This window comes from Streptomyces sp. NPDC056222, from assembly GCF_042264065.1.
GTDB lineage: Bacteria > Actinomycetota > Actinomycetes > Streptomycetales > Streptomycetaceae > Streptomyces.
Map to the genome: position 1 here is coordinate 47,616 of NZ_JBHJTL010000037.1, position 24,444 is coordinate 72,059.

The 24,444-nt window shown below is 69.5% G+C and carries 25 protein-coding genes and 1 pseudogene; 11 read left to right on the plus strand and 15 right to left on the minus strand.

Annotated features, from left to right (window positions below; all coding sequences use genetic code 11):
* Positions 1–172: 172 nt before the first annotated feature.
* The gene (locus ACFC0D_RS19260) at positions 173–424 is read right to left on the minus strand and encodes a hypothetical protein (RefSeq protein WP_376437066.1); all 252 of its coding nucleotides are present in this window, start codon (positions 422–424) and stop codon (positions 173–175) included.
* Positions 425–669: 245 nt separating this feature from the next.
* On the opposite strand from ACFC0D_RS19260, the gene ACFC0D_RS19265 reads away from it, so the two are divergent.
* The 3 genes from ACFC0D_RS19265 to ACFC0D_RS19275 all read left to right on the plus strand — a co-directional run bounded on the left by ACFC0D_RS19265 (position 670) and on the right by ACFC0D_RS19275 (position 4,038).
* The gene (locus ACFC0D_RS19265) at positions 670–2,259 is read left to right on the plus strand and encodes a hypothetical protein (RefSeq protein WP_376437069.1); all 1,590 of its coding nucleotides are present in this window, start codon (positions 670–672) and stop codon (positions 2,257–2,259) included.
* A gap of 256 nt (positions 2,260–2,515) precedes the next feature.
* Positions 2,516–2,692, plus strand: a complete 177-nt coding sequence (locus tag ACFC0D_RS19270; RefSeq protein ID WP_376437072.1) for a hypothetical protein — start codon at positions 2,516–2,518, stop codon at positions 2,690–2,692.
* A 563-nt stretch (positions 2,693–3,255) separates the two neighbouring features.
* The gene (locus tag ACFC0D_RS19275) at positions 3,256–4,038 is read left to right on the plus strand and encodes a class I SAM-dependent methyltransferase (RefSeq protein WP_376437075.1); all 783 of its coding nucleotides are present in this window, start codon (positions 3,256–3,258) and stop codon (positions 4,036–4,038) included.
* A gap of 134 nt (positions 4,039–4,172) precedes the next feature.
* Here the strand turns inward: ACFC0D_RS19275 and ACFC0D_RS19280 are convergent.
* From ACFC0D_RS19280 to ACFC0D_RS19300, 5 genes and pseudogenes are all read right to left on the minus strand, one after another.
* A pseudogene (locus ACFC0D_RS19280) lies at positions 4,173–4,265 on the minus strand (IS5/IS1182 family transposase); the annotation flags it as partial.
* Between the two features lie 74 nt (positions 4,266–4,339).
* A complete protein-coding gene (locus ACFC0D_RS19285; RefSeq protein WP_376437078.1) occupies positions 4,340–4,699 on the minus strand; it encodes a peptidoglycan-binding protein in 360 nt (119 codons plus the stop codon).
* 446 nt (positions 4,700–5,145) lie between these two features.
* Entirely contained in the window at positions 5,146–5,694 is a 549-nt protein-coding gene (locus ACFC0D_RS19290) for a hypothetical protein (protein WP_376437080.1), read from the minus strand.
* Complete coding sequence (locus ACFC0D_RS19295) at positions 5,654–5,878, minus strand: hypothetical protein (protein WP_376437083.1); 225 nt, start codon at positions 5,876–5,878, stop codon at positions 5,654–5,656. Before ACFC0D_RS19295 ends, ACFC0D_RS19290 begins: the two co-directional genes overlap by 41 nt.
* The gene (locus ACFC0D_RS19300) at positions 5,875–6,369 is read right to left on the minus strand and encodes an MFS transporter (protein ID WP_376437086.1); all 495 of its coding nucleotides are present in this window, start codon (positions 6,367–6,369) and stop codon (positions 5,875–5,877) included. The genes ACFC0D_RS19295 and ACFC0D_RS19300 overlap by 4 nt, the downstream gene beginning before the upstream one ends.
* Before the next feature lie 462 nt (positions 6,370–6,831).
* Between ACFC0D_RS19300 and ACFC0D_RS19305 the strand changes: the two genes are divergently transcribed.
* Positions 6,832–7,917 (plus strand): hypothetical protein, encoded by a 1,086-nt coding sequence (locus tag ACFC0D_RS19305; RefSeq protein WP_376437088.1) that lies wholly within the window; start codon positions 6,832–6,834, stop codon positions 7,915–7,917.
* A 244-nt stretch (positions 7,918–8,161) separates the two neighbouring features.
* Here ACFC0D_RS19305 and ACFC0D_RS19310 read toward each other — a convergent pair whose 3' ends face one another.
* Entirely contained in the window at positions 8,162–8,608 is a 447-nt protein-coding gene (locus tag ACFC0D_RS19310; RefSeq protein WP_376437091.1) for a hypothetical protein, read from the minus strand.
* A gap of 775 nt (positions 8,609–9,383) precedes the next feature.
* Complete coding sequence (locus ACFC0D_RS19315; protein ID WP_376437093.1) at positions 9,384–9,725, minus strand: hypothetical protein; 342 nt, start codon at positions 9,723–9,725, stop codon at positions 9,384–9,386.
* A 437-nt stretch (positions 9,726–10,162) separates the two neighbouring features.
* Here ACFC0D_RS19315 and ACFC0D_RS19320 point away from each other — a divergent pair, with 437 nt between their 5' ends.
* The 3 genes from ACFC0D_RS19320 (at position 10,163) to ACFC0D_RS19330 (ending at position 12,880) form a co-directional block, all read left to right on the plus strand.
* Positions 10,163–10,690 carry a hypothetical protein gene (locus ACFC0D_RS19320; RefSeq protein ID WP_376437096.1) on the plus strand — a complete coding sequence of 176 codons (528 nt, stop codon included), beginning with the start codon at positions 10,163–10,165 and terminating at the stop codon, positions 10,688–10,690.
* Positions 10,691–11,317: 627 nt separating this feature from the next.
* Positions 11,318–11,521, plus strand: a complete 204-nt coding sequence (locus tag ACFC0D_RS19325; RefSeq protein WP_376437099.1) for a hypothetical protein — start codon at positions 11,318–11,320, stop codon at positions 11,519–11,521.
* Positions 11,522–12,274: 753 nt separating this feature from the next.
* A complete protein-coding gene (locus ACFC0D_RS19330; RefSeq protein ID WP_376437102.1) occupies positions 12,275–12,880 on the plus strand; it encodes a hypothetical protein in 606 nt (201 codons plus the stop codon).
* Between the two features lie 484 nt (positions 12,881–13,364).
* On the opposite strand, the gene ACFC0D_RS19335 is transcribed toward ACFC0D_RS19330, so the two are convergent.
* Positions 13,365–13,526, minus strand: coding sequence for a hypothetical protein (locus ACFC0D_RS19335; RefSeq protein ID WP_376437105.1), 162 nt, complete (start codon positions 13,524–13,526; stop codon positions 13,365–13,367).
* Between the two features lie 323 nt (positions 13,527–13,849).
* Positions 13,850–14,500, minus strand: a complete 651-nt coding sequence (locus ACFC0D_RS19340) for a dihydrofolate reductase family protein (protein WP_376437107.1) — start codon at positions 14,498–14,500, stop codon at positions 13,850–13,852.
* A gap of 298 nt (positions 14,501–14,798) precedes the next feature.
* Between ACFC0D_RS19340 and ACFC0D_RS19345 the strand changes: the two genes are divergently transcribed.
* Complete coding sequence (locus tag ACFC0D_RS19345) at positions 14,799–16,622, plus strand: C40 family peptidase (RefSeq protein WP_376437110.1); 1,824 nt, start codon at positions 14,799–14,801, stop codon at positions 16,620–16,622.
* A gap of 476 nt (positions 16,623–17,098) precedes the next feature.
* Here the strand turns inward: ACFC0D_RS19345 and ACFC0D_RS19350 are convergent, their stop codons facing one another.
* From ACFC0D_RS19350 to ACFC0D_RS19360, 3 genes are all read right to left on the minus strand, one after another.
* Complete coding sequence (locus tag ACFC0D_RS19350) at positions 17,099–17,542, minus strand: hypothetical protein (protein WP_376437113.1); 444 nt, start codon at positions 17,540–17,542, stop codon at positions 17,099–17,101.
* Positions 17,543–17,728: 186 nt separating this feature from the next.
* Positions 17,729–18,328: a lysophospholipid acyltransferase family protein gene (locus ACFC0D_RS19355; protein WP_376437115.1), complete on the minus strand. Its 600-nt coding sequence runs from the start codon at positions 18,326–18,328 to the stop codon at positions 17,729–17,731.
* Positions 18,325–19,272 carry a diacylglycerol/lipid kinase family protein gene (locus ACFC0D_RS19360; protein WP_376437118.1) on the minus strand — a complete coding sequence of 316 codons (948 nt, stop codon included), beginning with the start codon at positions 19,270–19,272 and terminating at the stop codon, positions 18,325–18,327. Before ACFC0D_RS19360 ends, ACFC0D_RS19355 begins: the two co-directional genes overlap by 4 nt.
* A 204-nt stretch (positions 19,273–19,476) precedes the next feature.
* Between ACFC0D_RS19360 and ACFC0D_RS19365 the strand changes: the two genes are divergently transcribed.
* Together ACFC0D_RS19365 and ACFC0D_RS19370 are read left to right on the plus strand one after the other, a co-directional pair.
* On the plus strand, positions 19,477–21,198 hold the full coding sequence (locus ACFC0D_RS19365; RefSeq protein WP_376437120.1) for a hypothetical protein: 1,722 nt from the start codon (positions 19,477–19,479) through the stop codon (positions 21,196–21,198).
* A gap of 15 nt (positions 21,199–21,213) precedes the next feature.
* On the plus strand, positions 21,214–22,482 hold the full coding sequence (locus ACFC0D_RS19370; protein ID WP_376437123.1) for a glycosyltransferase: 1,269 nt from the start codon (positions 21,214–21,216) through the stop codon (positions 22,480–22,482).
* A 72-nt stretch (positions 22,483–22,554) separates the two neighbouring features.
* Here the strand turns inward: ACFC0D_RS19370 and ACFC0D_RS19375 are convergent, their stop codons facing one another.
* Entirely contained in the window at positions 22,555–23,163 is a 609-nt protein-coding gene (locus ACFC0D_RS19375) for a class I SAM-dependent methyltransferase (protein ID WP_376437126.1), read from the minus strand.
* Positions 23,164–23,286: 123 nt separating this feature from the next.
* Entirely contained in the window at positions 23,287–24,027 is a 741-nt protein-coding gene (locus ACFC0D_RS19380) for a hypothetical protein (protein ID WP_376437129.1), read from the minus strand.
* Positions 24,028–24,237: 210 nt separating this feature from the next.
* Between ACFC0D_RS19380 and ACFC0D_RS19385 the strand changes: the two genes are divergently transcribed.
* Entirely contained in the window at positions 24,238–24,426 is a 189-nt protein-coding gene (locus tag ACFC0D_RS19385; RefSeq protein ID WP_376437132.1) for a hypothetical protein, read from the plus strand.
* Positions 24,427–24,444: the final 18 nt, after the last annotated feature.

The window sequence follows — 24,444 nt, forward strand, 5'->3', positions numbered from 1 at the left end:
GACGGTCGAATGGCGGGCAGCGTGGCGACGCAGGCGAGACTGGGCTCTGATCAACTTCTTGCGATGCGGCGCGGATGATCCGGGGTGATTGGGAACCTTGAGTCAGAACGGCGGGTCTTCGCTGTAGCCGCCTTGCCGAGAAGCGCGCGCGGCTCTGAGGAGGGCGTAGTGCTCACGGCCGCGCCGCGATGTCGGACGCGTCCTCCAGGCCGCTGGTGTCCGGACCCCAAGCCTTCAGCGCGTCCAGGACGCGGCCTCGGTGGTGCCGGTCAGCGCTGGTGGCCGGCAGACGTTGGGCGTGGCCGACCATAGCGGCGTGGTGCTGGGTGAGGAGGGGGTGCTCGATGAGGGGGCCGGCAGCGACAAGGGCGGCGTGGCGCACATCGGCGTCGTCATGACCGAGGAGGGCATGCTCGGGTGTCACGTCGGTCCACAGCAGTACGGCCTGGACTCCCCCGTTCGCGACTTTGACCCCACCCGCCGGGTCCCCGGCCGCACCGTGACAGTCTTCGAGAACACCCGCACGTCGCACCGCTCGGCACGGGCCGCCGGCCGTCAGGACAGCGCGTCGGCCCGTCCTCGTACGCGGATGAGTCGAGCGACTCGACAGGGCACAGGAACGCCCGGGCCGGACCTGGCAGACTGTGCGCCGCCTGAGGGGAGATCGTCGTGCCGCAAGAGCTGACCGTCCGCCGCATACTCGGGGACCAGCCGTTCGCCGAGATCGGTCGGCCGGAGTGGGCGGTGACCGCCACACGTCACGGCTGCGTCATCACGGCCGGCGACCTCGGCCACGTCCCGTGGCACGGCACGGGTCGCTGGCTCGGCCACCGGATCGGCGTGTACGAAGCCGATACCCTCCGGCCGCGCCACGTCGTCGCCTCCCGCTACTCCGTATGTGCCATCGAGCCTCACCCGGAGCTGCCGGTCGTCGCCGTGGGCACCGGCCGCTACGACGGTTCGTGGGACTTCGAGGGACAGCTGCTTCTGCTGCACCTCGAGACCGGGCTCGTGACGGACCTGCTGAGCAAGAGCCGCCAAGTGCGGCACCTGCGCTGGCTGGAGGACGGCAGGCTCGCGATGCTGCTCTCCCCCGAGGACAAGGATGGCGGTTTCCGCGCAGGCTTCGAGCTGGCCGTGGCGGCCGACGACTGGCTGTCCGCTCCGGCCGGTCTGGTCGACCCCGACCACGTTCGCCATCCGATGGTCGAAAGCGGGCTCCTCTACGACCCCCATGTGGAGGACGCCCTCGCCCGGCTGACGGAGGGCCGGTGGCGGCGGCGGGCGGAAGTACGGGACCTCACGGTGCTGGCCGACGGCAGGGTGCTGGCTACCGGCCGGCACACGGACCTCGAATGCTGGGATCCGTCCGGCGCGCTGAGCTGGGCTCTACCAGCCGGCGGGGAGGGAAGCGTCCAGGTCGAGGCGGCCCCTGACGACGAGTCGGCGTGGGTGACGTACCGGGGCTTCCGTCGCGACGCCGGGACGGGGCGGCTGGTCGACCGGGCGACCACGGTTCGGCGGATATCGACGGCGGACGGCGGTGTGGTGGACCGTGTGGACATGCCGTCGGCCCCCGCGTTGAGCGCCACGGGCGAGGGCTGGCTGGCCCTGCGCCCGCTGGGGCGCGACGCAGAGGCCGCGCTGCTGCTCGACCCCGCGCACCAGGAGGCGGCACGAGTCGGGCTTGCGCCCCGTCGCTCCAACTCCCCGGCGCTGCGCGTCAGACACAGCAGCCGTCTGCTGTACGTGGACGGTCCCGGCCAGGACGGCGACGCGCCGTGGATCCACGCGATCGAGCCGCCAGGCGCCCACGGTCCCGCCACCGTGCGCGCCCTCTTCCCCGTGCGCTGGGACCCGGCGTCCGCACTCCAGCCCTGGTGTGGCCCCGCAGTCGAGCTGGGAGACACCCTCGTCCAAGCAGGCCGGTCGTACGAGCGGGGCCCCACCTACGCAGAAGCCCGCCAGGGCACGTACGTCGTGAACCGTCGGCTTCCGGACGGAGCGGTGCGCTGGGTGTACGAGAGCGACCAGCCGCTCGCCGGTCTCGACGGCGACGAGCGGGGGGTGTACGTCGTCTACCTCACCGGCGAGGTAGAGACGCTCGACACGGCGACGGGCGAGGTGCGGGACCGGCACACCCTGCTCGCGCACGGCCACCCGGTCACGCCGATGTCCGTCGCGTTCCGGGCGGACCAACGGCGACTGGTCGTGGGGACGGTGGACGGGAGGATCCTGGACTGCACAGTCCCGGGGTGACCGGGCCAGGACCGCAGCCACCCACCGCACCGGCCCCCGCGCGGGCTGCCAGGTCCAAAGCCCGGGCGCGGCTGATCTGAGCGAACAGCCGTCGTCCTCCATCGCAAAGCACGCCAACTGCTCCTCAGGCACGTCCCCGAGCGGTATCGGATCCGCCACCCACGCCTCGCGCGGGGTCATCCCGCCCGGGACGTCGACCGGACGGTGCTCGGTGTCACCGAGACCCGGCCGGGACCCACGGAGCCCACCCACCCGCATGCGCCGGAACGCACCGGAACGCACCGAGGGCCGGCACCACGAGGTGCCGACCTGGCCCTGGGCGGCGCGGGCCAACGCGCTCGCCGGTTTCCTGAGGTTCGGGCTCGCGACCAGTCGCCGTCAGGAGAACACCGCCATCATCCGGCCGGTGTCGTCGCTGCGCACCCTGTACTGAAGGGACACAGACCGCAACCGAGCGGGGACGAACAGGCCCGGGTGACCCGGTTGCCGGGCCGCCCGCCGGGACAGCGCTCGCGGCCGCCGCGGCAAGCATCTACAGGGCTGTGGTGAGCTCTTGAGCTCGGCTCCCAGCACTTCTTCGTGGCGCCGGAGTTCGGACGTCCGCCCGTTCTCAAGGTCGGAGATCACGCATTCGGCGCTCGTCAGCCACGCCCTGGCCGCGGCGCGTGCTATCGCGGCCCAAGACGCCGCAGGCGCCGGGATGAACCAACGTCCACGTCAGCGGCACGCCGTCCGTCCTGACGGCACGAAGGCGCCAGGCAGGTGGGACACCATCCCGCAGCCCGACCCGCGCTTCGTCGGCGGCAGCCTGAACCCGAGAACGCGCGGTCGACCTCGGATCAGCGGACTAAGAGGTCGCGCGGACAGGCGGCAGGCAGGCAGGTCGACCGGCAGACAGGGCAGTCATAGGCTCCGTGATCATGCAGTCGTGACGCTCTGTGACTCACGTCGAAACTCGGATGCGGGCGCCACCTCTCGCCTGCCATCCTCGGGGCCATGCGTGTGTTCGAAGAGCTCGTGGAGGAAGGCGAGGCCGTCCCCACTGCGGGGTGGGACTTCTCCTGGTTCGCCGGTCGCGCCAGCGAGCAGCGGCCGTCGTGGGGGTACTCGAGGCTCCTCGCCGAGCGGATGGCGAAGGCCGCAGCCGGACTCGACATCCAGACGGGCGGCGGCGAGGTGCTGGCGTCGATTCCCGTCGCCCCGCCGGTGCTGGCGGCGACGGAGTCCTGGCCCCCGAACATCGCGATCGCCCGCCGCACCCTGGCGAAGTTCGACGCGGCCGTCGTCGAGACCGAGGACGCGGCCGACCTGCCGTTCGCAGAGGAGTCGTTCGACCTGGTGGTCGGTCGGCACCCCGTGGTGACCCGCTGGGACGAGGTACGACGGGTGCTGCGTCCGGACGGCGTGTACCTGGCCCAACACGTCGGCTCCGGCTCGGTGCGGGAATTGACCGAGTTCATGATGGGGCCTCAGCCGCTGACGTCACGGCCGATGCCTGTGACGACCACCTATGCCGGTACGAGCCCGATCGCGGCGGTGGCCGCCGCGGAAGCGGTGGGTCTGGACGTCGTCGACGTGCGCCAGGAAGCCCTCCGGATGGAGTTCCATGACATCGCGGCGGTGGTTCACTTCCTGCGCAAGGTGATCTGGATCGTCCCCGGCTTCACGGTGGACGCCCACCGTGACCGCCTGGCGGAACTCCACTCCTTCATCGAGCACCATGGTCCGTTCGTGGCTCACTCGCAGCGCTTCCTTATCGAGGCGCACCGGCGGAGGTAGCGAGAGCGTTGGACCTGTTGCTCGCGGTCCGCGGCTGCGCTGGTCGCCGTACCCACGCGGGAGGTCTCGTCAAGAAACGGTTTGCCCCCGACTGGCTGATTGGCCATTATGCAGCCACTCGGACAGGGGGCTGCTCATGGTGGGCGTCGGGGGCGTGTGTCCCAGCGGTGGGTGGTCCAGGCTCTGCGGATCAGGCTACGGACGGTGATGATCGTGTCGGCGAGGTCGACGCCGCCGCCCCGAAGTCCGGAGCAGGCCCCTGAGCCCTGTACGCAAAAACGCGCAGGACCGTGGGTGACCCTCATCCCGGGTAGGGGTCGTAGCAGTCAGGGGCAGGGTTGTAGAGGACGCTCCAGGTCTTGGGGTCGATGACCCCGTCCCTGGCGAGGCCGTGGCATCCCTGAATCCACTTGATCTTGGTGAGCGTCTGGCTGCCGAAGACACCGTCGACAGTCAGCTTGGGCACACCACCCCAGACGTTCGACAGGCACTGTGCCTGCTTCACGGCCGCCCCCGTGCTGCCGTGCTGCAAGGTCGGCCGGTAGGCCGACGAGGTGGACGAGCAGTCGCCAGGCGCGGCATTCGCCGACGGTGCGCTGACACCCAGCACTCCGAGTGCGAGCGCGGCAGCGCTCAGAACGGAAGCGATCCGATGTTTCATGGTGATCCCCTCGGTGACCCACTCGGACTGATGTCACTCTGGGCGACGGGCCGTGACGTGACGCGAAGAAACGGAACGTCTCCCTGTCGAGAGCGCAGGGCCGGTCTTCGGCCATGGAACCGAACTCGATGCGAGCGCCGCGATCAACACTACGTCGGGCTCTGCGCGTCAGCAGAACGGCGAGCGCAGAGCTGCAGTGCGGCTCAGGACCGTCAGCAGCCACCAGAGAGCTCTGGAGGTGCCGGCACGGTTCCGGAGAGTGCCGGGGACGGTGCAGCAACCGCCGCCCGACGGCTTCGGATGCCGACCGCAGCCACGGCGATCAGCGTGAACTGTGAAGATCTTCCCCATACAGCTTGATCCGGGAGAGCAGTCTCGGAGTGGGACGTGGCTTACCGCACCGTGCCCGGCCAGCCGCCGTGCACGGGCCGGGCGGCCAGGGGCTTTTACGGTGTCGCGCTCTCGGCCCTGGCCTTCGACGCGGGCGGTTCAGTCCGCAGCGGGATCTTGTCGCAGGCGGGCAGCGGCGCGACCACCACCACCGCGGTGACCGCGGCCAGGCCGGCGCAGATCAGCGACACCGTCGACATACCGGCCACGAACGCATCGCGTGCGGAGTCGGCGATGCCGCCCGCCTGGGCGGCAGGGAGTTTCTCCGCGACCTGCAGGGCGCCTGCCACGGTGTCGCGGATCGCCTTTTGGGCCTGTTCCGGCAGGGCGCCGGGGATGTCGTCGTCGACGTTGTTGCGGTGGGCCGAGTTCAGCGAACTGCCGAGGACGGCAACGCCGACCGAGACACCGATCTGGCGCATGCTGTTCAGCGCGGATCCGCCGCCGACCTGGTCGGCGGGCAGGGAGCTGAGGAGGGCGTCCAACGTCGTGGGCATGGTGAATCCGAGCGCGAGGCCCATGATGGCCGGCGCGGTGCCGGTGACGGTGAAGTCGGTGTCGGGGTCAACCGTGGCCAGCAGGCCGAGACCGGCGACCCAGAGCACCGTGCCGGTGGCGACGATGACCTTGGTGCCGATTGCCGACCAGCCGGCCGCCGATGCCCGCGGCGATGATCAGCGCGCCGGTCATCGGCAGCAGATGAAGGCCGGTGTCCATGGCGTCCTTGCCCTGGACCTGCTGCAGGAACTGCGGCACCACGAAGAGCACACCGAACAGGATGAACATCACCGCGGAAATCGCGACGCTCGGCCGGGTGTAGCGGGCGTTGCAGAAGAACCCAAGGTCCACCAGCGGGCTGGAAGCCTTGCGCAGCCACACGAGCAGCAGTCCCAGCAGCACCAGTCCGCGGTGGCGATCGCCATGGCCTTGGAGCGCTCCTCCTTCGGGAACATCAACGGCACGATCGACAGCGCGAGCGGGGTGATCGCGGCAGGGCCGGCGCCCATGACGATGCAGGCGACGATCAGGCCGTCAGGGCTGTCGACTCCCAGGACCATCAGGGAGCCGACACCGAACAGCAACAGCCCGCCGATCAGGACCAGGCGGCGGCCGATGCGGTCGCCGAGTACGCCGAGTACGCCGAGCGGCAGCAGGGGACCGGCGAAGGGGAGGGTGTAGCCGTCGGTGAACCACTGCAACTCGGTGGTGGTCGCCTTGAGTTCGGTGGCCAGTGTCGGCAGGGCGACAGTCAGGATCGTTGCGTCCAGGCCGACGATCATCAAGCCGAAGACGGGTGCGACCAGAGCTGACCAGAGCTGACCAGAGATTGGGTACCAGCCCGCTGTTGCCGGATGACGATGGATCAGTTGCGGTCGCCACGGCCCCGGTAGCGGTGGGCGGAGGTGTTTGTGCCCTGCCGGTGTGGACGGTGACGGTCTTGCCCTTGCCGAGCGTGTAGGTGCCGAAGGTGTACGGCTCCTGGGCGTCGGCGGGATACGGTCGGGATCAGTGTTCGGGTCGCGGAGCCCGACCTCAGCCATGGTCAGGGGCAGGCGCCGTGCTCGGCGGCGTCGGCGTCGGCGTCGGCGTCGGCGGGGTCCCAGTTCTCGACCCAGGCTTCTTCATGCTGGGCGAGCAGATGAACGCCGAGCGGAACGCCGAGACCGAGTCGAGAAGTACGAGGCCCGTATGACCGGCAGGATGAAAGATCCGGCGACGGCCATGGAATAGCTGGGAGCCAAGTGTCGAGTGGGCGTGCGGACCTGGACGTGGTGGCGGAGGCGCTTGCCGTCTTGCCACCGCCCCAGCATGGCTGGACGGACGAGCTGTACGACCTGTACGACCGTTTTCGGCGCGAGCCGGAGCCAGCGCTTCCGCCGGAACACCGGCAGAGGTTCGAACAGCAGCGAAAACGCGAGCGTCTGTCCTCCGCCGCGCACGAAGCGCTGTGGTCCCTGATGAAACGGGTCGAGGGCGCCGCGCTGGGGGCCGCCGCCATTCGAGCCGAGGCCGCGGAGCTGGCGGAGCGTTGCGTACGGGCACGGTTCGTGGCGCAGGACGCGGTGAGTCTCTTGCACGCGCTCGGCCGTCCGGTCGGCGAGGAGGTCCTGCTCCGGCTGGTGCGGGACCCGTCGGTGGACGAGTACGACCGGGCCTGGGCACGCGAGTGGCTGATCCGGATGCGCCGACCGGACTACGAAGCGCGCGCCCGTGAGTCCCTTGAGGGCGAGGAACCGCTGCTGCCGGAGGCAGTGCGGGAACTGCCCGTCTCCCCGCACGGCGGCGGCGTCGAGTGGCCCGAGGACGCAGACCGCGTTCGGCGGGTCCTCGAGGTGCTGCTGCCCGCCGAACGGCTGGCCCGGCCGGAACCGCCGGCCGACTGGCATCGCGACGACGAGGGCGAGGAGGTGGACTACTCCGAGCGACCGGAGTGGTGCGACGTCGACCTCGTGCGGCGATCCGTGATGCCGCACCCGAGCCTGGTCACCCGGGAGCGGATGGCCGAGCTGCGGCGCGAGTGTGAGCTGCTCGGACTCGACGTCGCCGCCGAGGGGTTCACCGAGCGGTGGGTCACGCGGATCCGCGCGTGGCTCGCCGGCGCGGCCCTCGACCGAGTCGGGCGCTGCTTCGACGGGCCCAAGGTCGTCCCGTGGGCGATGGACCTGGCGCAGCGATACGTGGAGCGGGACGCCGCCGCGGAGGACGCAGTGACGATGCTGATCTTCATGAACGACGTGTCGTACAGCCGTGAGGCGCTGACCCGCCTCGCCGCGGACGCCTCGCTGCAGCTCGAGGTGCGGAGCCGGATCGAGGACGCCCTGCGCTGAGCCGCGGGCGCGGGCGGCGAAGCCACGAGACGCCTTCCAGGGGTGCCATCGACTTCTTGGCCCCAGGACCATTCCTAGACCCAGGCGGGATGGCGTGCACGGCTTCCCCGTTCTGCGTCGAGACGGGCTGACGCTTCCGGCATCGGAAGCGCGAGCAGTCGTAGGCGCCCCGCCGGAGAAGAACGAAGTCCCCGGAGTGGCCTCCGAGGGGACTTCGCCTATTGCGGGCCAGTCGAACGGTGACTCATCGGGTGACGAGCCTCAGTGTCGGACCGTAGTCGCCCGTTCCGTCCGACACCGCGATTTCGAACTTCCGCCCCGGGAAGGCATCCCGGACCGCGTTCCGCCACATGGCGGCGATCTCCTCCGCCAACGACGCGAGCGCGGCGTACTCCGCGTCCGACGTGAGCGGGAAGTAGTCCCACAGGTGGACGTGGTTCACGACCGACTCGACCGCCCGCCGGTCACCCGACTGGTTCTCGAGCCACTCGTCCACACCTCCCCGGTCGAACTTGAAACCGAGGAATACGCATCCTTCGTACTCCACGAATTCGGGCCGGTAGAGGGCCGCCAGAGCGATGGCCTCCGCGACCGAGACCGTGGAGGACGTGAACCCTTGAAGATGGAATTCCTCGTCGGACTCGACGACCCACTCCAAGAGCTGCGGAAGCCCTCTGGGATTCAGATCCACGACATCAACCCACCTCTCAGCAGAAATTCGTCTGCGGCATGTCGTCCGGCCCCGTCGGCCGTGCGTGCTTCACTTGGTAGGGGAACTTACGGCCATCAGGCGTCTTGTTGTAGAGGAAGTCCTGGACGTGCGGCGTCGGCACACCCAGTGCGTCGCACCCACGAGTGTCTGCTCCCACGCTCACCGAGCATGGTCGCGAACGTCAGATGCACCAGACCCGGGCCCGAGCAGCACACCCGACATGTATGAGGGCTCGAAGCGGGGAGCGTCCGCCGAACTGCCCGGACGATCGGCCAGTTCGGCGAGCATCGCCTCATACGTCCACCGCCGCCGAGACCCGCCGACCTCCACGAACTCCGGGTCGAGGAGCTGCCCAGCACGTTCCCGCGAGGCCCGGACAGCCGGATCCATGAGCTGCAACTCACCCACTATCGCCTGATTCACATCGTCTGCTGCACCATCCATGAACGTATCCTCACCGAGCCCATCAGCCCGGCTACAACCGAATCCAACTGCCGCCACGCCGGACCTGGCGCGATCCAGAGGACACCCCCTGATCGTCGTCACCGATACCCAGGGCGGCCGGCCTGACGTTCGGCGGCCCCTGAAGCGTGCTCACCCTACGGACCGTCGTGCCACTGGGGCTGGACGGGGTCCGCGCGATCGAGCTGAAGAGCCGGACACGGCCCAATGCGGACGTTCGCGTAATTCCCCAGGGGTAAGTTCACGTAATTCCCCAGGTGCCCGTCCGGCTGGGGGCTGCTGACTCGTCTCGTCAGAGGTCGACGCGATGCTCGGCAGCCGATGGGTCATCGACGGAGCCGTAGCGCAAGACGACGTGCGCCGGCCGGAACGGCAAGTCGTTCAGGATGGGTGCCATGACAGCGAAGAGTGCATCGGCGTCCGGTCCGTAGGCGTAGAGGACCACCTCGCCCCCTCCGTACTCGTTTCCGTCGAACTCGCCGACGTCGGCTTTCTCGATCGCCTCAGCCAGTAGGGACTGGGCATGGCGGACGATCTCCCGTTGGCTTGACTCGCCGAGGCCGTCATCGGCCAGTCGATAGTGAGCGATGACGGCATGCTCGGCGTCGGCTTGTGCTTCGTCTATGTCAGCCATGCGGGAAACGTTCTCATCCCGGACCGGCATTCCCGCCGGCCTGGCCCTCCGGGACGCGGTACTAGGTGATCGTGGGCTTGGCAGGCTTGGCGGTCAGGTTCATGGGGCGCTTGTTCGGGCGGTAGCGCCGTTCATGATGGCCTGGTGGCTCGTGTTGATCAGCCGGTCCAGGAGCGACTCGGCGACGACGGGGTTGGGGAAGAGGGGATACCAGTCGCTGGGCACCCGGTTGCTGGTGATGATCAGGGACCTGCCCTGGTGCGGTCCGTGTGGCCGCCGGAGGTCCGCGAGGACGCGGCTGGTCTTGGCAAAGCGGACATGTGATGAAGCTCGTTGAATTTCCCCACCCGCCCGTCGCCGCCACACACCCCCTCATGCGGTCCTGACCGCTGCGGCACAATCGGAGTCAACGAGGCAGGCAACAGTGGGGGTGGGACGTGGGACTTTTGGGTCGAAGCCGACGTAAGGGCATACCGAACGAGCCGGGGCTGCTGGCTGCGGCTGCTGAGAACCCCGGTGGCAGCGTCGCCGAGATCGACCCGACGTATATCGACGACCCGAACGGCTACGTACCTCCCGAGGCCATCCGCGGTGCGTGGGTGGTGGACGGCAGCGGGAAACTGACAGGTGAGTACCAGCAGAATCCCCGTCACGGGGTGCCACAGGACGACTTCAGCAAGCTCACTGACCCTGATCACTGGCTTGGCTGGCTCGGAGATGATCCCGCGAGGGCCGTCCGGGAAGGCATCGAGGAGTCCCTGCGCGCCCAGGTGGCAGACGCGGTGGTCGAGTGGGTGAAGGTCCTTGAAACGCCCCGGTTCCTCACGGGCGGCCGTCCACGTTCTGAGGACGAACAGGTCATCCAGGTGACCCGCGCGGCACTCGCCGTACCGTTTGCGTTGTCCGTGCGGACAACGCAGCACGGGCGCTCCGTCCTCCTGGGGGGTTCTCCTGGGCGGCGGTGAACCTCTCGGGGCCCGCAGCGCGGAAGGATCGGCACTGGTTCGACCTGGGCGTCGGGCTGGAGTGGGCTGGTGAACGCCTTCAAGAGCGGATCTACGGGATTGACAGTGAGGACGGCACCGCCGAGCGGTAGAGAGGCAATGCCGCTCAGAGGCATGACACCGCAGGCTCCCTTGATGAGGAGAAGCCGCCCAAACCCTCAGCTGGCGGACGAACCTGACCCCTCCGTTCAACTCGCAACCAAGTGGGGAACGTGAGCAGTCCTGGGGAACTTCAGGCTTCTGGTGGTTCCAGCGGGCGCCTCCACCAGGCCAGTCGGTGCTCGGAGTCCTGTGGGAAGACCGCCTGGACGCTGGTGACGAGCAGGCCGAGGGCAAGGCAGCTGAAGGCGAAGACGTCAGCCACGAAGGGGCGCCGAAGTCCGCACGAAGCCGGCTCGCCGTCGTGGCGTCCTGCGTGCGCCGAGCGCGCCGATCCGCCTGGCCCGCCCCGGGTCGACATACCTGCCGGTCCTGGCGGTTGATGTCATGGCGATTACCCGCCCCACACGAGCGCTGTATGGAATGGCGGATTCCGTGTAGACCACTTACTGATCGTTTCAGAACGAGGTTCGAATTCGTCTCAAGCAGATGATGCTGCAGGCGATCCACTACACCGGTCTGCCCGGCAAGAACGACATCGTGACCGTGCAGCGTCCCGAGGGCGCGAGCGGCGGCGTTGAGATCCAGACCTATGGCGAGGACACCTACGTGCTTCCCGCCGAGGCGATACGTCTGCTCGCTGCCGACAAGTCGGACCCGCGGCTGTTCAACATCACGCAGCCGTGCGGATGAGGCTGGACGACGAGCGGTCGGACGGCATCCCGGTGATCGCGACGGCCAGCCGGGAAGGCCCGGACCGCGCCCGCCGCCTCCAGGAGGGCGAAGAGGGTCCGCACCCTGGAGTCGATCGCCGCGAGCGCGCTGCGGACCGACAAGCAACAGGCACGGACGTTCTGGCAGGACGTCGCCGCCACGGCGACGCGCTCAGGGAACGGGTAACGCATGCCCAGCCCATCCCAGATGCCCTCTGGCCTGCGATTCCGAGGTTCTCCATCAAGCACTAAAGCCACCACATCGCCAGCCGTGCATGTGCGCAGCGGAAGTGAGTGACCCTCAAGAAGGCTTCGCAGGGCGGTCGGGAGGGCGGGCCTCCGCCAGGACCCGGAGCCCGGTACCACGGACACTCTCCGCGTCGCGGTCACTCGGCCAAGCTGGACGAGTCCTGCTGATCCAGCGGCAAGCCGTTCTCCTTGGACTGTCTCCAACGGGCGCGGGAAATCAGGTCCTGCACCCGCTCCGGCGTAGGCGGCGAGAGTGCGACCGCCTCGAACGCTCGGGCGAACGGGTGGGGCTCCATCATGCTCGTGCTGACCACGGACGGTCCTCTGAGCCTCATTCACCGAGGGCTGGCCAGGCGCCGTGTCACGGCCGGTTTCTTGTGGAGAGAGGTGCAAGAGTCGAGACCGACGTACGGTCGGCCGGCCGATCCGCGCCCAGCGCTGGTCGATCCTCCTCGCCACCATGGCCCGAACGGGAGCCCCGCCGATGCGCCTCTACGCTCAGACACCAGCACGCCGGAACCTTCAGGTGCTCGCAGACCTGATCGCCGTACTTCTGATCGCCGCTGCTGTATGGGGCGCTCTCACCGTCCGCGAAACGATCATGCTTCTGGCCGAGCCGGGGCGGAAAGTCGAAAGCTCGGGCGACAGCCTGGCCACTGAACTCGGCAACGCCAGTGATGCGGCGTCAAACGTGCCATTTGTCGGCGGCCTCTTGCGGAAACCGCTCCAGTCCGCGGCCGACGCCAGCACCGGGTTTGCCGAAGCCGGAGAATCGCTCCAGGAAACGGTCAGCCGCGTGGCCACCTTCACCGCCACGGCTCTGATCGTCATTCCCGTGGCCTTCGTACTGCTGGTGTGGCTCCCGCCACGTCTGCTCTGGATCCGGCGCAGCGCAACCATTCGACGCCTTCTCGATGCCCCCGGAGGCGCTGATCTGCTCGCACTGCGTGCTCTCACCGGACCGCCGGGCGACGTCGCCGCGCTCCCGGCCCCTCCGGGTGGCTTCGCCGACGCGTGGCGCCAGGGGGACCGGGACGTCATCACCGACCTCTGCGAGATCGCACTCAGGCGGGCCGGCTTGCGGCCCTGACAGGCGGCTTCTCGCCGACCACCCGAGCCAGCCCCGCCCGAACTGAGCTCAGCGCCGACCAGGGAGTGCGCAACGCGGTCAAAGCCGAGCACTCGGACCGGCCAATGCGCCAGGTCATACGCTCTGGTGCGGCATCTCCGACGATCCGGGCATCAAAGATCACCTGCCAGCACGGACTGGCGCTGGACCCGGTGCGCGGTCGCCTCTACATCAGTGTGGAGAGTACGGACGACCGGCCCGGCTGTGTCGTGGTGATCGACACGGAGACCCGCCGGCCTCTGCGCAGGATCAACTCGGACGCGCCCGGCCCGCACTGGTTCGCCATCGATCCGGCGGGGCGGACGGGCTACGCCACCAACAAGGAAGCGCCATTCGTCTCGGTCGTCGACCTCGAACGGGGCAGGCTCACCGCGAAGGTCCAGGTACCGGGCAGTGAGGGCCTCGCCGTCTCCGCCGACGGCACGCACGCCTTCGTCGCCGCGCCCTACGGCAACTTCTCCGGCACCGCCGATGCGCGGCCGCCCACCGGAATCCGGGTCATCGACACCTTGGCAGCGGCCGTCGTCGACACCCTGCCCACAGAGGACATCGTCCTGCCGGTCCACTTGACCTCGGCGGGCAGGCTGCTCGCGGGCGAAGTGCGCATGGCGCCCGACCCAGTCTCCCGACTCGGACGCCACGCACCGGGCCGCCTCGCCGTGTTCTGTGCCGACACCCGCAAGCAGCTGGGTGACCTCGAGGTCGGCCTCTTCCCCCTGACCATCACCTCGTCCCCCGACGGCCGGCTCGCGTATGTGTCCTGCGTCGCCTCGTCCACCGTCGACATCGTCGACCTGGCGACGCTGGAGCGCCTGGCCCCGGCTGGACATCGCCAAGGTCGGCGAACCCGGCGCGCACGGCCTCGCGTACCTTCCGCGCCCGGCCTGATCCCCGCCCGGACCCGAAGGCACAGGGTGGGTTCGGTCCTCGCTACGGTCGCTTCTCGCTGCCGGCACCGCGATCGGGTGCGCTCATGTCTCCCGTGGCGGGCGTGCCGCCGGCGAGCCCGTAGCGCAGGTACACCGCGCCCTTCGGGCCGGCCGCCGGGGGTTCGAGGAGCGTGAGGTTGGTGGGCACAGCACCGCCCTCGAACACCTTCTTCCCGACGCCGAGCACGATCGGGTGCAGCCAGAGATCGAGACGGTCGAAGAGCTTCTCGCGCAGGAGGCTCTGTACGAGATTCAGGCTCCCGACGACCTTCACGTGCTCGTGGCGGTCACGGATCTCGCGCACTGCTTCGTGCAGGTCCGGACCGAGGTGCGTGGACCCGGCCCATGAGAGGTCGGGCCTGCCGCGAGAGGCCACGTACTTGGGGACGCTGTTGAAGAGCGTGGCGATCTCGTTGTCCTCGCCGCCCTGCTGGTGAGGCCAGTAGGCGGCGAAGATGTCGTACGTCCGCCTGCCGAGCAGGAGGGCGTCCGTGCCCTCGTACGCGGCACCGACCTGCGCCAGGGCGACCTCGTCCAGCAGGGGTGCCTGCCATCCGCCGAACGGGAACCCCACCGGGTCCTCGTCGGGGCCGCCGGGCGCCTGCCCGACGAGGTCGAGGGTCGCGAACAGCTCGATTTGGATGAGGCCCATGGCTCACTCCCGATGAGTCGGTTGTCTCCGTCAAGAGATAGACCTGCGGCTGCTCGCAGACTCGTTGCCGCGCCGGAACCCGGCCGGCCTGCCCTCACATCCGCTTCCGTGGCAGGTCGCAGCCGGCGCGACAGCCGAATCGGCGGGGCCAAGCGGCCGTGTGGGCCGCCCTCTGCAAGCGGACCGCGGTCCTGGAGGTGGCGGTGGAGCGTCTGCGCGGGCCGAGTCGACGGCTGAGCGGAAGACGCCGGTAGGGTCCCCTCGTCTGATCATCTGTCCTGCCACAGGGGGCACCCGCATGTCCGCATCCATGTCCACGCCGAGCCGCAGATCGGCTCTCGCCGCCCTGGTGGGGGTGGCGGCGGGCAGCTCGTTGCCGCTCGCCTCGTCCGCCGGCGCGGCCACGCCGGCCACGACGACCACGACGACCACGACGACCACAGCCGCCACGACGGCCACGACGGCCGCCGTGCCGACGGTGCCGGGCGGGCGGCTCCCGATGGTGCTCGACCCGAGCGACCCGTGGCACTTCGGCGCCCACCCGGCCGGGGCGCTGACCACCCGTACGCTCACCGGCACCTCCGTGCTCCTGGAGGTGTCCGACGACCGGGGGGTGCTCGCCACCCTCACCACCGGCGCAAGGACGGTCACCCTCCGCGGACCGAAGCGCTGGTTCACCGAGCAGAAGAAACCATTCTCCGACGCCTTCTCCCGGACCCTGCCCGCCGGCCAGACCGGCTGGGGCTCCTCCCCCGGCGGCGGTAAGTGGTCCACCCACAACGGCGCCGACGCGGACTACTTCCTGGAAGGCGGCCGGGCCGCCATCCGGCTCACCGCCGCCAACTCCAGCCGCCACGCCCTGCTCCCCGACAAGGCCGTGGGGGACGTCGACGCACGCGCCCGTTTCTCCTTCGACAAGGTGCCCACCGGCGCACCCGTCTCGCTCGCCCTCACCTTCGCGGCCACGGACGTCAACAACCACTACCGGGCCCGGCTGAACATCACCCCCGCCGGCGAGGTCCAGCTCCTGATGGAGAAGGAACTGGCCAATGCCACCAGCACGTTGAGTTCGGCCGTCACGGTCGGCACCGGCTTCGCGGCCTTCGACCACTGGTGGGTCCGGGTGGAGAAGACCGGTGACGTGCTGCGCGCCCGCGCCTGGTCGCACAGCGCGGCGGAGCCGACAACCTGGCACCACAGCCTGCGCGACCCGGAGAAGGACCCGGCCAAGGTCTTCGGCTCCGGCACCGTCGGGGTCCGGGCGCTGGCCTCCTCCGGCGCCACGGTGCCCCTGGAGGCCCGCGTCTACGACTTCGACGTGGTCTCGGCCGAGTGGACCGACCCGCCGGTGATCAGCCACGACACCTGGGTACGGGTGCTGCCCGCGCCCTTCGACGGCAGCTGGACCCCCGCCCTGGAGCAGCAGATCCGCGCCTGGGCGGGCGACACCTCCCCCGACGCCCTCGCGTACGCCTCGATGTTCCGGCCCTTCGCCCCCGCCGTGACCGACCCCGCGCTCCAGGGCGCCAACGTGCTAGGCACATCCGGGTACAGCGAGCCGGACGCCGCCGGGCTGCGCTACGTCGGCGCCGACTTCCACGAGTACATGGGGCTCGACTGGACCTTCCCCGCGAGCGGCGAGAGCGTGGTCGCGGAGACGCAGTTCAAGGGACACCTCGACTGCTCGGGCTTCGTTCGGATGGTCTACGGCCACCACCTGGGCATCCCGATGGTCGGCTCCAAGAACTTCGACGGTCGCAACCTGCCCCGCACCTCGAAGAACCAGTCCGCCTCCGGCCCCGGCGTGGTGGTGTCGCAGGCCACCGGCGCGGCACCGTCGCTCGCCCCGCTGCGGATCGGTGACGTGGTCTTCTTCGACGCCACCGACGCCGAGCCCGACGACCCCGAGACCACCGACGGGGTAATCGATCACACCGGCATCTACGTCGGGCAGGACCAGCACGGCGGTCTGCGCTTCGTCTCCAGTCGCAGGACGCCGAACGGGCCGACCCTGGCGGATCTCGGAGCGAAGTCGATCCTCAACGGCAAGCAGTCGGTTCCCGCCGAAGGCGTCAAGGGTGATCTGTACACCGCCTCGCTGCGGGTGATCCGCCGGTTCTGACGGCCGCGGGTTCACGCCCGGCCGGGGAAACCTTCACCCGGCTGGGCCCACCGCGCTCGTGCGCACCCTCCGTGCCGGGGCGTGGAGAGGACTGTCAGGCGGCGCCAACGAGGCGGGAGACCTCATCGCCGGACGGGTCGGGATCGTCGGGGTCCAAGTCAACCGTGGCCGTCGAGGTGTCGCAGTGGACGGTGAAGACCGTAGCCCAGGATGCAGCGTTGCGCTGGATGGCGAGTGCCTTGCGAGCAGCGTCGACCGGGTCAGCCGCGTCCAGGTCGACTTCCCAGCTGACGCGAGTTGTCCAGGCTGCGCTCGTCGACGCTGATGCAGAGGGCCAGGGGTTGAGGTGGTCGAGCCAGACTTCTTCGTTCTCGGCGAGATGGTCGCGCAGCCTCTCGGAGTCGGCGACGACGCGAGCGGGCGGCTCCAGCTCGGCCTCACATTCGTAAGGGCGAGCGAGCAGCTCCAGCTCGGCCTCACATTCGTAAGTGACCTCCTCGGTGACCGTTAGCGCGACCGTCCGTGACGTCCTTTCCCTCGTCGACGTCCTGTTCCGCCTCGGGCTGCGGCCGGCTGGCGTCGACCCCGGTGGCCGAGGGGAGTTGGACCGTGTCCGGTCCGCTCGCCAAGACCAGGTGCAGGAGGATGGAGCCTGAGGCGGTGTCGTGGACGGCGTCCAGCACGGTGCGGACGGCGGCGCCGCCGAGGACGGGGATCTGGTCACCGGCCTTCAGGTCGGCAGCGTGGGTGGCGGGGTCGCCGGCGGAGGAGTCGCCGGGACGGTAGGTGTCGTGAGCCTCGCTCTCGCTGGACGTTGGGGTGGACGGTGCCCGAGACGCCCTGGGGTGGGGCGGCGCCTCGGGGTCGTGCTCGATGGGCTCGGAGTGTCGGACCTGCGGTCGGAAGCGGTGTCCTTCCATGCGGACTACCTAGGCGCCCGCTCGGCCGAGCAGAGCGGCTTCCTGCACGTCGTGGGCGTAGTCCAACCCTTCGCCGGCGCGTACGTCGGCGCTGACAGAAGCTCCTGGACCGGGGCTCGGCTCCAGACGTGGTGCAGGCGGAGATCTGTACATCCACCTATGAGGTGCGTGCCGCCATGGCGCGGCTCATGGCGAGGGCGGCGCGATCGCGCGAATGGCGCGCATCGAGCTCTCGACCGACTCGACGCTGACCTCGTAGCTGACCGGCAAGGGTTCGCGCGAGTGAGGGAGGAAGACGACCCGCACTCGTGGTCGGTGCCGAAGCGACATGAGGGCCCCGGCACCAGTGACAGCGCACCCGATGAGCTGGGTCTCGGGCACCGCTGTGAGCAGGCGGGCGGCGCCACTGCGCACGCGTAATGTCCTCCCCCGGGAAAGAGTCCCCTCGGGAAACACGCAGACGCAGTGGCCGACCCGGAGCGCCTCCACCGCTGCGTCCAGGCCACCGCTCTCCCGTCCGCGTTCGATGGGGATCTGCTGGAGACGGTCGAGCACGGCGCCGAGAGGCGGCCGTTCCCACAGGGACCGCTTGGCGAGGAACCGGACCTGCCGGCGCCGGCGTGCCGCGACGCCGACCACGAGGGCGTCGAGGGGCGTGTCATGATTGGCGATGATCATGGTGGGTCCGGAGCGCGGGATGTGGTCCGCCCCGTCGACACTCACTGGTCCGCGCCCTTCCACCACGACTCGGGCCGCGGTCAGAGCGAGACGGTACGAGAACGTCACGTGGGTTCCTCCTGGGCGAGAGGTGAGGGAGCCAGGACGCGCAGCGCGCCAGACACAGACGTGAACCGCAGGCGGACGTGGTATCCCAGCGGATCCCCGTCGACGTGTACGGGCACGGGCCGGTCGGACTGGACGGTGAACCGGTCGATGTCATGAGCGAGGAGCTCACCGGGGCAGGGCTTGTGCGGTGTCCGGCCGGCCATTCGGGCGACCGAGCGGATCAAGGCGAGTGGGTTCGTCGTCCGGCGAGCGCAGAGGTCGAGCCGTGTGTCGAAGGACGCGTGAGGCGTGGCACGCAGCGGCCGGTGGCCCACATAGGTCCAGGGATCGTTGTTCGAGACGATCAGCCACCGTAGGCCGTCGTACGGCGGGAAGCCCGGCCGATGCAGCTGCAGGCGGGGTGATGAGGGCGCGAGGAGACGGCGTGCCGCCGTGCCCGCGGTGCGCGAGAGGCTCGACCGGCGCCCCCGTGCACGTTGTTCCTCCACGTCCGTGACGATCGCGGCATCCGGGCCCACTCCCGCGGCGAAGAGGAAGTACCGCTCGTCGACACTGCCGACCCCGATCGTGCGGTACCGCGCGGTGTGCAGATGGCACCGCAGGACGTCGGTCGCGGCCCGGAAGTCTCGCGGAAGACCTAGGCAGCGGGCGAAGACGTTCGTCGCACCGCCCGGTACGACGCCCAGGGCCGGGATGCGACCGTGGACCCCGTCGGCGAGAAGGCCGTTCGCGACCTCGTTCACTGTGCCGTCGCCGCCCAGCGCGACCACAACGTCCACCTCCCGCCCGCGCATCGCGTCCCTGGCGAGTGCGACGGCATGGCCACGGCCGGTGGTCTCCGCAGTCTCGGTACGCGTGACTCCGCGCAATGTGCCGAGGAGACAGTCGCGCCGGGCGCGGTCGACGCCCGTCGCGTGGGGGTTCACTACAACCAGTGCTGGCATCGAGGCAGACTATGGCGATCCGAGGCGCTTTGTGGGGTGAAAGCCAACAATCCTGTGAAGGAGACCCCTAATCCGTATACCACTGTCCTTGGGTGTTCTCCGTGGGACATGATGGTTCGCTCCATGCGGCGGTGCAACGGAGCCCCGTCCGCGCGTGCTCGGTGGGCGGCGATGGCGGAGCTGGCGAGGGATCATCTGGGGCGCATGACGTTCTCCAGCGCGAGGGCCGCTCTCTTCGTGAGTCTGCGGGCACCTCTCTACGTCTTCAACATCGTCTCCGCGGAGGGCTGGGTCAAGGACCGCCCACTCATCCTCGCGATCACCCTTCTTGCCGCAGCGGTCGACGCGGGAGTCGCCTGGCGACTGCACCGTTCTGGGCGTGACCTCATGAAGGCGCGTGTTCCGCTCGACCTGCTCTACGCGTGCCTGGGAGCGCTCGCCGTGCCTCCGACGTGGCCGTACTCCGGGGTGCTCATCTTCCTGGTCCCGACCGCCATCGAGCTCATCGCCGTACGGGGACTGCCGCTCGGTGCGCTGTACGTCGGCACGGTGGACGGCGTCATGTATCTCACCCGTGTCGCGGCCGGCGCCGACCCGTACGTGTTCGAACTTGTCTTCTACGGCGTGTGGATGCTGGTCATCGGGGCCGCCGCGTTCGCAGTGACCGAACTCGCCGGACGGCAGCACCAGAGACGATTCCTGGCGGAGCGTGAGGCGTTCCGAAACATGGTCGCCCTGCAGACGCGCAACGAACTGCTCCTCGGCCGTGGCGGAGCTGTGGTGGAGTCGCTCAACCGGACCTGGTTCCAGCTTGAGGTGATGGTGGGGGACACGGCGCGTCGAGCCCACCACGAGTTCCGCTGCGAACAGCAGTACCTCTCCGACAGAACCCGGGAACAGGCCAGGTACCTGGCGGACATCCTCCTGGAGACGGCGGCGGCGCAACGCCGCGGACGACCCGCCGTTGCGGAGCATCTGCACTTCACGATGGACAGGGAGCAACGCCTCCAAGTACTGACCCCCGCCCAGGCCGAGGCGTTGACGGCCCAGCTCACCGCCCTGGACCTGACGGGGCAGCATCGGGCGGAGGTTCTCTTCAGCGACCCCGTCACCGGCGAGGCCCGGCTCTCCGTGGGCGGCCGGACGCTGCATGTCCCTCCGGCAAAAGGACGCAAGCTGGCGCTCGTGCCTGCGGCCGTGATCTTCGGCTCCGGTTCCCTGCTTGCCCTCGTCAACCCAATCTACGCGGATCTGCCCCTGGCTCCTGTCCTTCTCACCATGGCGACCACCGCTGCGCTGGGCCTCGCGGCCGAGCGACGGAGAAGACGCAGACGGGAGAAGGGCCTTGGGGCGGGGATGCGCGCGCTCTGGATCACCACACTGCTTCCCGCCCTCCTCGTCCTGGGAATGACGGCCGTGCTGCCCGTCCACTGGAGGCTCGCGGACGGCCGGATCATCGTTCCCGCGATCATCGGGCTAACGGGCACGCTCTACATGGTCGGCATCATCTGGCCCGAGCTGCCGCCCCGCCTGCGCCGGTGGACCATCGCGTTCTGTCTGGCCTGGACGTTCGTCGCCGTCCAGATGAATCCGTACGGCGCTCCACCCCTCCGGTCGGTCATCGGCACCCTGATCATTCCCGCCAGCGTGGTCATGGCGGTCCTAGCCTTCGACAACAGGAACAGGGACCTGGGCCTGCGTCTCCACGACCGGTGGGTGGGACAGCTCCAGGCCACCGCCGAGGACATCAAGGCCCGTTGCTTCAAGGAGGAGATCGACCTGTTACAGCGTCAGATCGCCGATGCGGCAGTCATGGTGGGCCGTGCGGAAGACGAGCACGACGTGGCGGTTCCCACCCAACTGCTCGCGGAGGCACGGTCCTCCCTCGAAGCCCTGTGCCATCAGAGCGTGGTGCATGCCGCCTAGGTTAGGAGTTCACTCATGGGCCGCGTGGTGATTCTCGCCCTCGGATCCCGAGGGGATGTCGAGCCGTGCATCGCACTTGCCAGGGCGCTGCGTCAGGACGGCTACGACGTGACCATCCACGCGCTGGACGACTTCCGGGACCTCGTCGGCCGCGCGGGCATCGACTTCGCGTCCATGCGGGCGAGCCTCCCCCGCATGGGGCGGGGGTCCCGGCAAGTGGACTGGGCGATGCGACACGCGCACCGCCATCCGTTCGTGGCCGTGGCAGGCGTGGGCCTGTGGTTACGGGGTGTCGCGACTGACATCGCGCGATCAGTGACGCACCGGGTCCGCCCCACCGACACGGTCATCAGTGGAATCCTGACCCTCGACACGGCGCTGGCGCTCCGCGCTGCACTCGGATGCCGCATCGCCGTGGCGCTGTTCGCCCCGTGCCTGCCCACGCGTGAGGGGCCCAGCCTCATCGAACCGCTCAGGCCCGCGCACACCAGTGTCCTCAACCGGGCAGGAGGCACCCTGGCGTGGGCGGCAGGCGTCTGGTGGTCCCGATCGGGCGGCGCCGCCGCGCGGCGTGAACTGGGCCTGGCCGGGCGGCGCACCGAACGCTCCTTCCTCGTTCCCCCCGACGTTCCCATCCTGCTCGCCGCGAGCCCCCTCCTCGTCCCCGCGGCCACGGACTGGGGTCCCAGGGTGCGGTTGACCGGACCATGGCACCCGCCCGCACCCGACGACCAGGACATGCCCGACGGCCTTACGAGGTTCCTCGACGAGGGTCCCGCCCCCGTCTTCGCGAGCTTCGGCAGCGTCGGACTGGTCTCCGACATCCCGCTGTTCGTCGAAGCCGCCGCAGCTGCGGGGGTCCGCCTGGTCACCACCGTGCCGCGTGGCTCCGACATGGCGCCGGGCCGTGTCGGCGCGACGGCCTACGTAGTGGACGAAGCACCGCACGCGTGGCTGCTGCCCCGTACCGCTGGAGTCGTTCACCACGGCGGGGCCGGCACCACGACGACCGCGCTGCGCTCGGGCGTCCCCTCCACCGCCGTCCCGCACCAGTTCGACCAGCACTACTACGCCCGTCGGCTCGCCTTGCTCGGCGTCGGACCCACCGCCGTGCCTCGACGGAAGCTGGACAGCGCCGGGCTCGCGCGGATGATGATGGCGATGACCCGCGCGCCCGAGGCGGCGGAGTATCGGCAGCGGGCGATTCGGACCTCTGTGGAAGCCGCGAGGGAGCGGGGCACCGAGGAGGCGATGCGTGTGCTGAGAACCGCCCGGCTGATCTGAACTCGAGCGGGGAGGCCGGAGCGGGGGCCCGCCGGCAATCGGCGGAGCGAGTGTCGCGGCCCGCCGTTCACCTCATCCGCTCGTCGTGGCGTCGATGGACACGGGCAGCACGACGTGCGGATAGGAGCGCAGGACCGGGTAAAGGGCCCGGAAACGACGGGCCGATGAGGGAGCGGCTCCGCAGGACTGGAGGAACACGACCCACTGTCCGACATTCCGCGCGTGATGCGCGACCCCGATGTCGTCGTGCGCGGCGTGGTTCAGCACGTAGTCCCAAGCCCGCCAGCACCATCGTTCCGCACGTGTTTCGGGTGCGTCCTCGATGACGACAACCGTCGACCTGGTCACCCGTAGGACCTCGCGCACGAGAGCCTCGGGGTGCTCGGCGTGGTGCAGCACGAACACGAGCAGCGCCGCGTCGAACGACTTGTCGGGGAACGGCAGTCTTTCCCCGTCGTACAGCTGCATCGGCACCTCGGTGACGTTGTGGTCGACGACGTCGACCGCTGTCACCGAGAACCGTCCGTCGGCCCCCAGGAGCTCCGCGATGCGACATCCTCCTGCCCCGACGTCGATGACGCTGCCCCCCACCGGCAGATGCGGCCGGATCCGGTCGACAAGGGGCTCCTCCCGCCAGTAGACCCGGGAGAAGGCACGTCCCACCCAGCCGAGAACACCCATGAGGGCCACTATGACGTGGCTGACTCGGCGACGGCATGCCATTTCGGCAGACCGAACGCGACCATCGATCGCCGCTGCCCCGGATGAGGCTCCGACCTCCGTTCGCGAGTTCGCACATGCCGCTCACTGGCCGTTGTCAGCGGCGCCGTGAGGATCGTCCGTCACTCTGAGTCCGAGCAAGCGCCGCAGAAGGGGCCGCAATTCCTTCCCGTGCGCGAGCCGCCGCCGCTCGCCCGTACGGAACACCAGGACTGGCAGGAGGCCGCCCAGCGTCTCGCGCAGGCGCCGGCGTTCGTAGGGCGACACGCCCACGGCCGAGGCCCCGTCCGACACCAGAGGAGGAGTGGCCCTGCTGTCCTCCGCGGCGGCGAGCGCGTCCCCGATCCGCGGTGGCGCGACGAATCCGACGACACGCCAGTCGACCGGCTTACGGGGGCCCATGTCCAGTGGCGACTCCACCGCGCGAACGAAGTGCGCCGAGGACGGCACGTCGAGGTAGTCGAAGGCGTAGTCGACACCAGCCTCCTGGCACCGCAAGGAGAGTTCGGGATGCGTGCGCGCGTACGAGCTCACCAGGATGATCACGGGCCGCTCCCTGCCCGCCAGTTCACGGATGCGCTGTGCGACCCTGGGTCCGAGGAAGCGATCGGGCAGTTCACCATGGCCCATCAGCACCGGGTACTCCCGGTCGTCCCGGCCGTCCAGTACGACAGTGTCGAACCGGTGCCAGTCCGTCTCCTCGAATGCGGCCTCGAAGCTGTAGCCCACAGCGGTGTGTCCGGCAGTGCGGAGCCAGCCGACACGGCCGTCCAGGACGTCCTCGCGCTCGTCCACCACGGCGACCCGCACGCGTACCACCCCCATGTCCCGCACTGTAGCGGCCGACCCGACGGTCGGAGCCCGGCGCGTGAGAACCGGACAGTCACCGGTCGCAAAAACCACCCCTCTGTTTTGCGAACGCCCAAGTCCAGTCTGGCTCCAGACCGCATCGCGCGCCGTTCCGATCACGGGCGAGCGAAGCACCGTGCTCCGCCGGATCTGCCCGCTCCGGCCGAACTGAAGGGACCCACCACCATGACCGGCCCGCGCAATCAAGCCCTGCTCTCGCTCCGCGCCGCTCTGATCTTCGTGCTCAGCCTGTTGGTTGCCGCGGTGGCCGGAGGTCTGACCTACCTGAGCACGCACCGCGTTCCCGACGCCCTCATCGCCGCGGGCGTCGCTGCGGGAGGCGCGCTGGCCCTGTTCAGCACGATCATCGAGTAAGGCAGACCCGCTCCACGG

Bases quoted from the DNA above. Each gene is read 5' to 3' on its own strand.
- ACFC0D_RS19325 (WP_376437099.1), top strand. From the start codon at position 11,318: ATGATGCTGCAGGCGATCCACTACACCGGTCTGCCCGGCAAGAACGAC.
- ACFC0D_RS19350 (WP_376437113.1), bottom strand. From the start codon at position 17,542: ATGGAAGGACACCGCTTCCGACCGCAGGTCCGACACTCCGAGCCCATC.
- ACFC0D_RS19335 (WP_376437105.1), bottom strand. From the start codon at position 13,526: ATGCGCACTTCGCCCGCGAGCAGCCTGCCCGCCGAGGTCAAGTGGACC.
- ACFC0D_RS19345 (WP_376437110.1), top strand. From the start codon at position 14,799: ATGTCCGCATCCATGTCCACGCCGAGCCGCAGATCGGCTCTCGCCGCC.
- ACFC0D_RS19330 (WP_376437102.1), top strand. From the start codon at position 12,275: ATGCGCCTCTACGCTCAGACACCAGCACGCCGGAACCTTCAGGTGCTC.
- ACFC0D_RS19360 (WP_376437118.1), bottom strand. From the start codon at position 19,272: ATGCCAGCACTGGTTGTAGTGAACCCCCACGCGACGGGCGTCGACCGC.
- ACFC0D_RS19275 (WP_376437075.1), top strand. From the start codon at position 3,256: ATGCGTGTGTTCGAAGAGCTCGTGGAGGAAGGCGAGGCCGTCCCCACT.
- ACFC0D_RS19270 (WP_376437072.1), top strand. From the start codon at position 2,516: ATGCGCCGGAACGCACCGGAACGCACCGAGGGCCGGCACCACGAGGTG.
- ACFC0D_RS19300 (WP_376437086.1), bottom strand. From the start codon at position 6,369: ATGATCGTCGGCCTGGACGCAACGATCCTGACTGTCGCCCTGCCGACA.
- ACFC0D_RS19365 (WP_376437120.1), top strand. From the start codon at position 19,477: ATGACGTTCTCCAGCGCGAGGGCCGCTCTCTTCGTGAGTCTGCGGGCA.
- ACFC0D_RS19385 (WP_376437132.1), top strand. From the start codon at position 24,238: ATGACCGGCCCGCGCAATCAAGCCCTGCTCTCGCTCCGCGCCGCTCTG.
- ACFC0D_RS19375 (WP_376437126.1), bottom strand. From the start codon at position 23,163: ATGGGTGTTCTCGGCTGGGTGGGACGTGCCTTCTCCCGGGTCTACTGG.
- ACFC0D_RS19285 (WP_376437078.1), bottom strand. From the start codon at position 4,699: ATGAAACATCGGATCGCTTCCGTTCTGAGCGCTGCCGCGCTCGCACTC.
- ACFC0D_RS19340 (WP_376437107.1), bottom strand. From the start codon at position 14,500: ATGGGCCTCATCCAAATCGAGCTGTTCGCGACCCTCGACCTCGTCGGG.
- ACFC0D_RS19380 (WP_376437129.1), bottom strand. From the start codon at position 24,027: ATGGGGGTGGTACGCGTGCGGGTCGCCGTGGTGGACGAGCGCGAGGAC.
- ACFC0D_RS19370 (WP_376437123.1), top strand. From the start codon at position 21,214: ATGGGCCGCGTGGTGATTCTCGCCCTCGGATCCCGAGGGGATGTCGAG.
- ACFC0D_RS19315 (WP_376437093.1), bottom strand. From the start codon at position 9,725: ATGGCTGACATAGACGAAGCACAAGCCGACGCCGAGCATGCCGTCATC.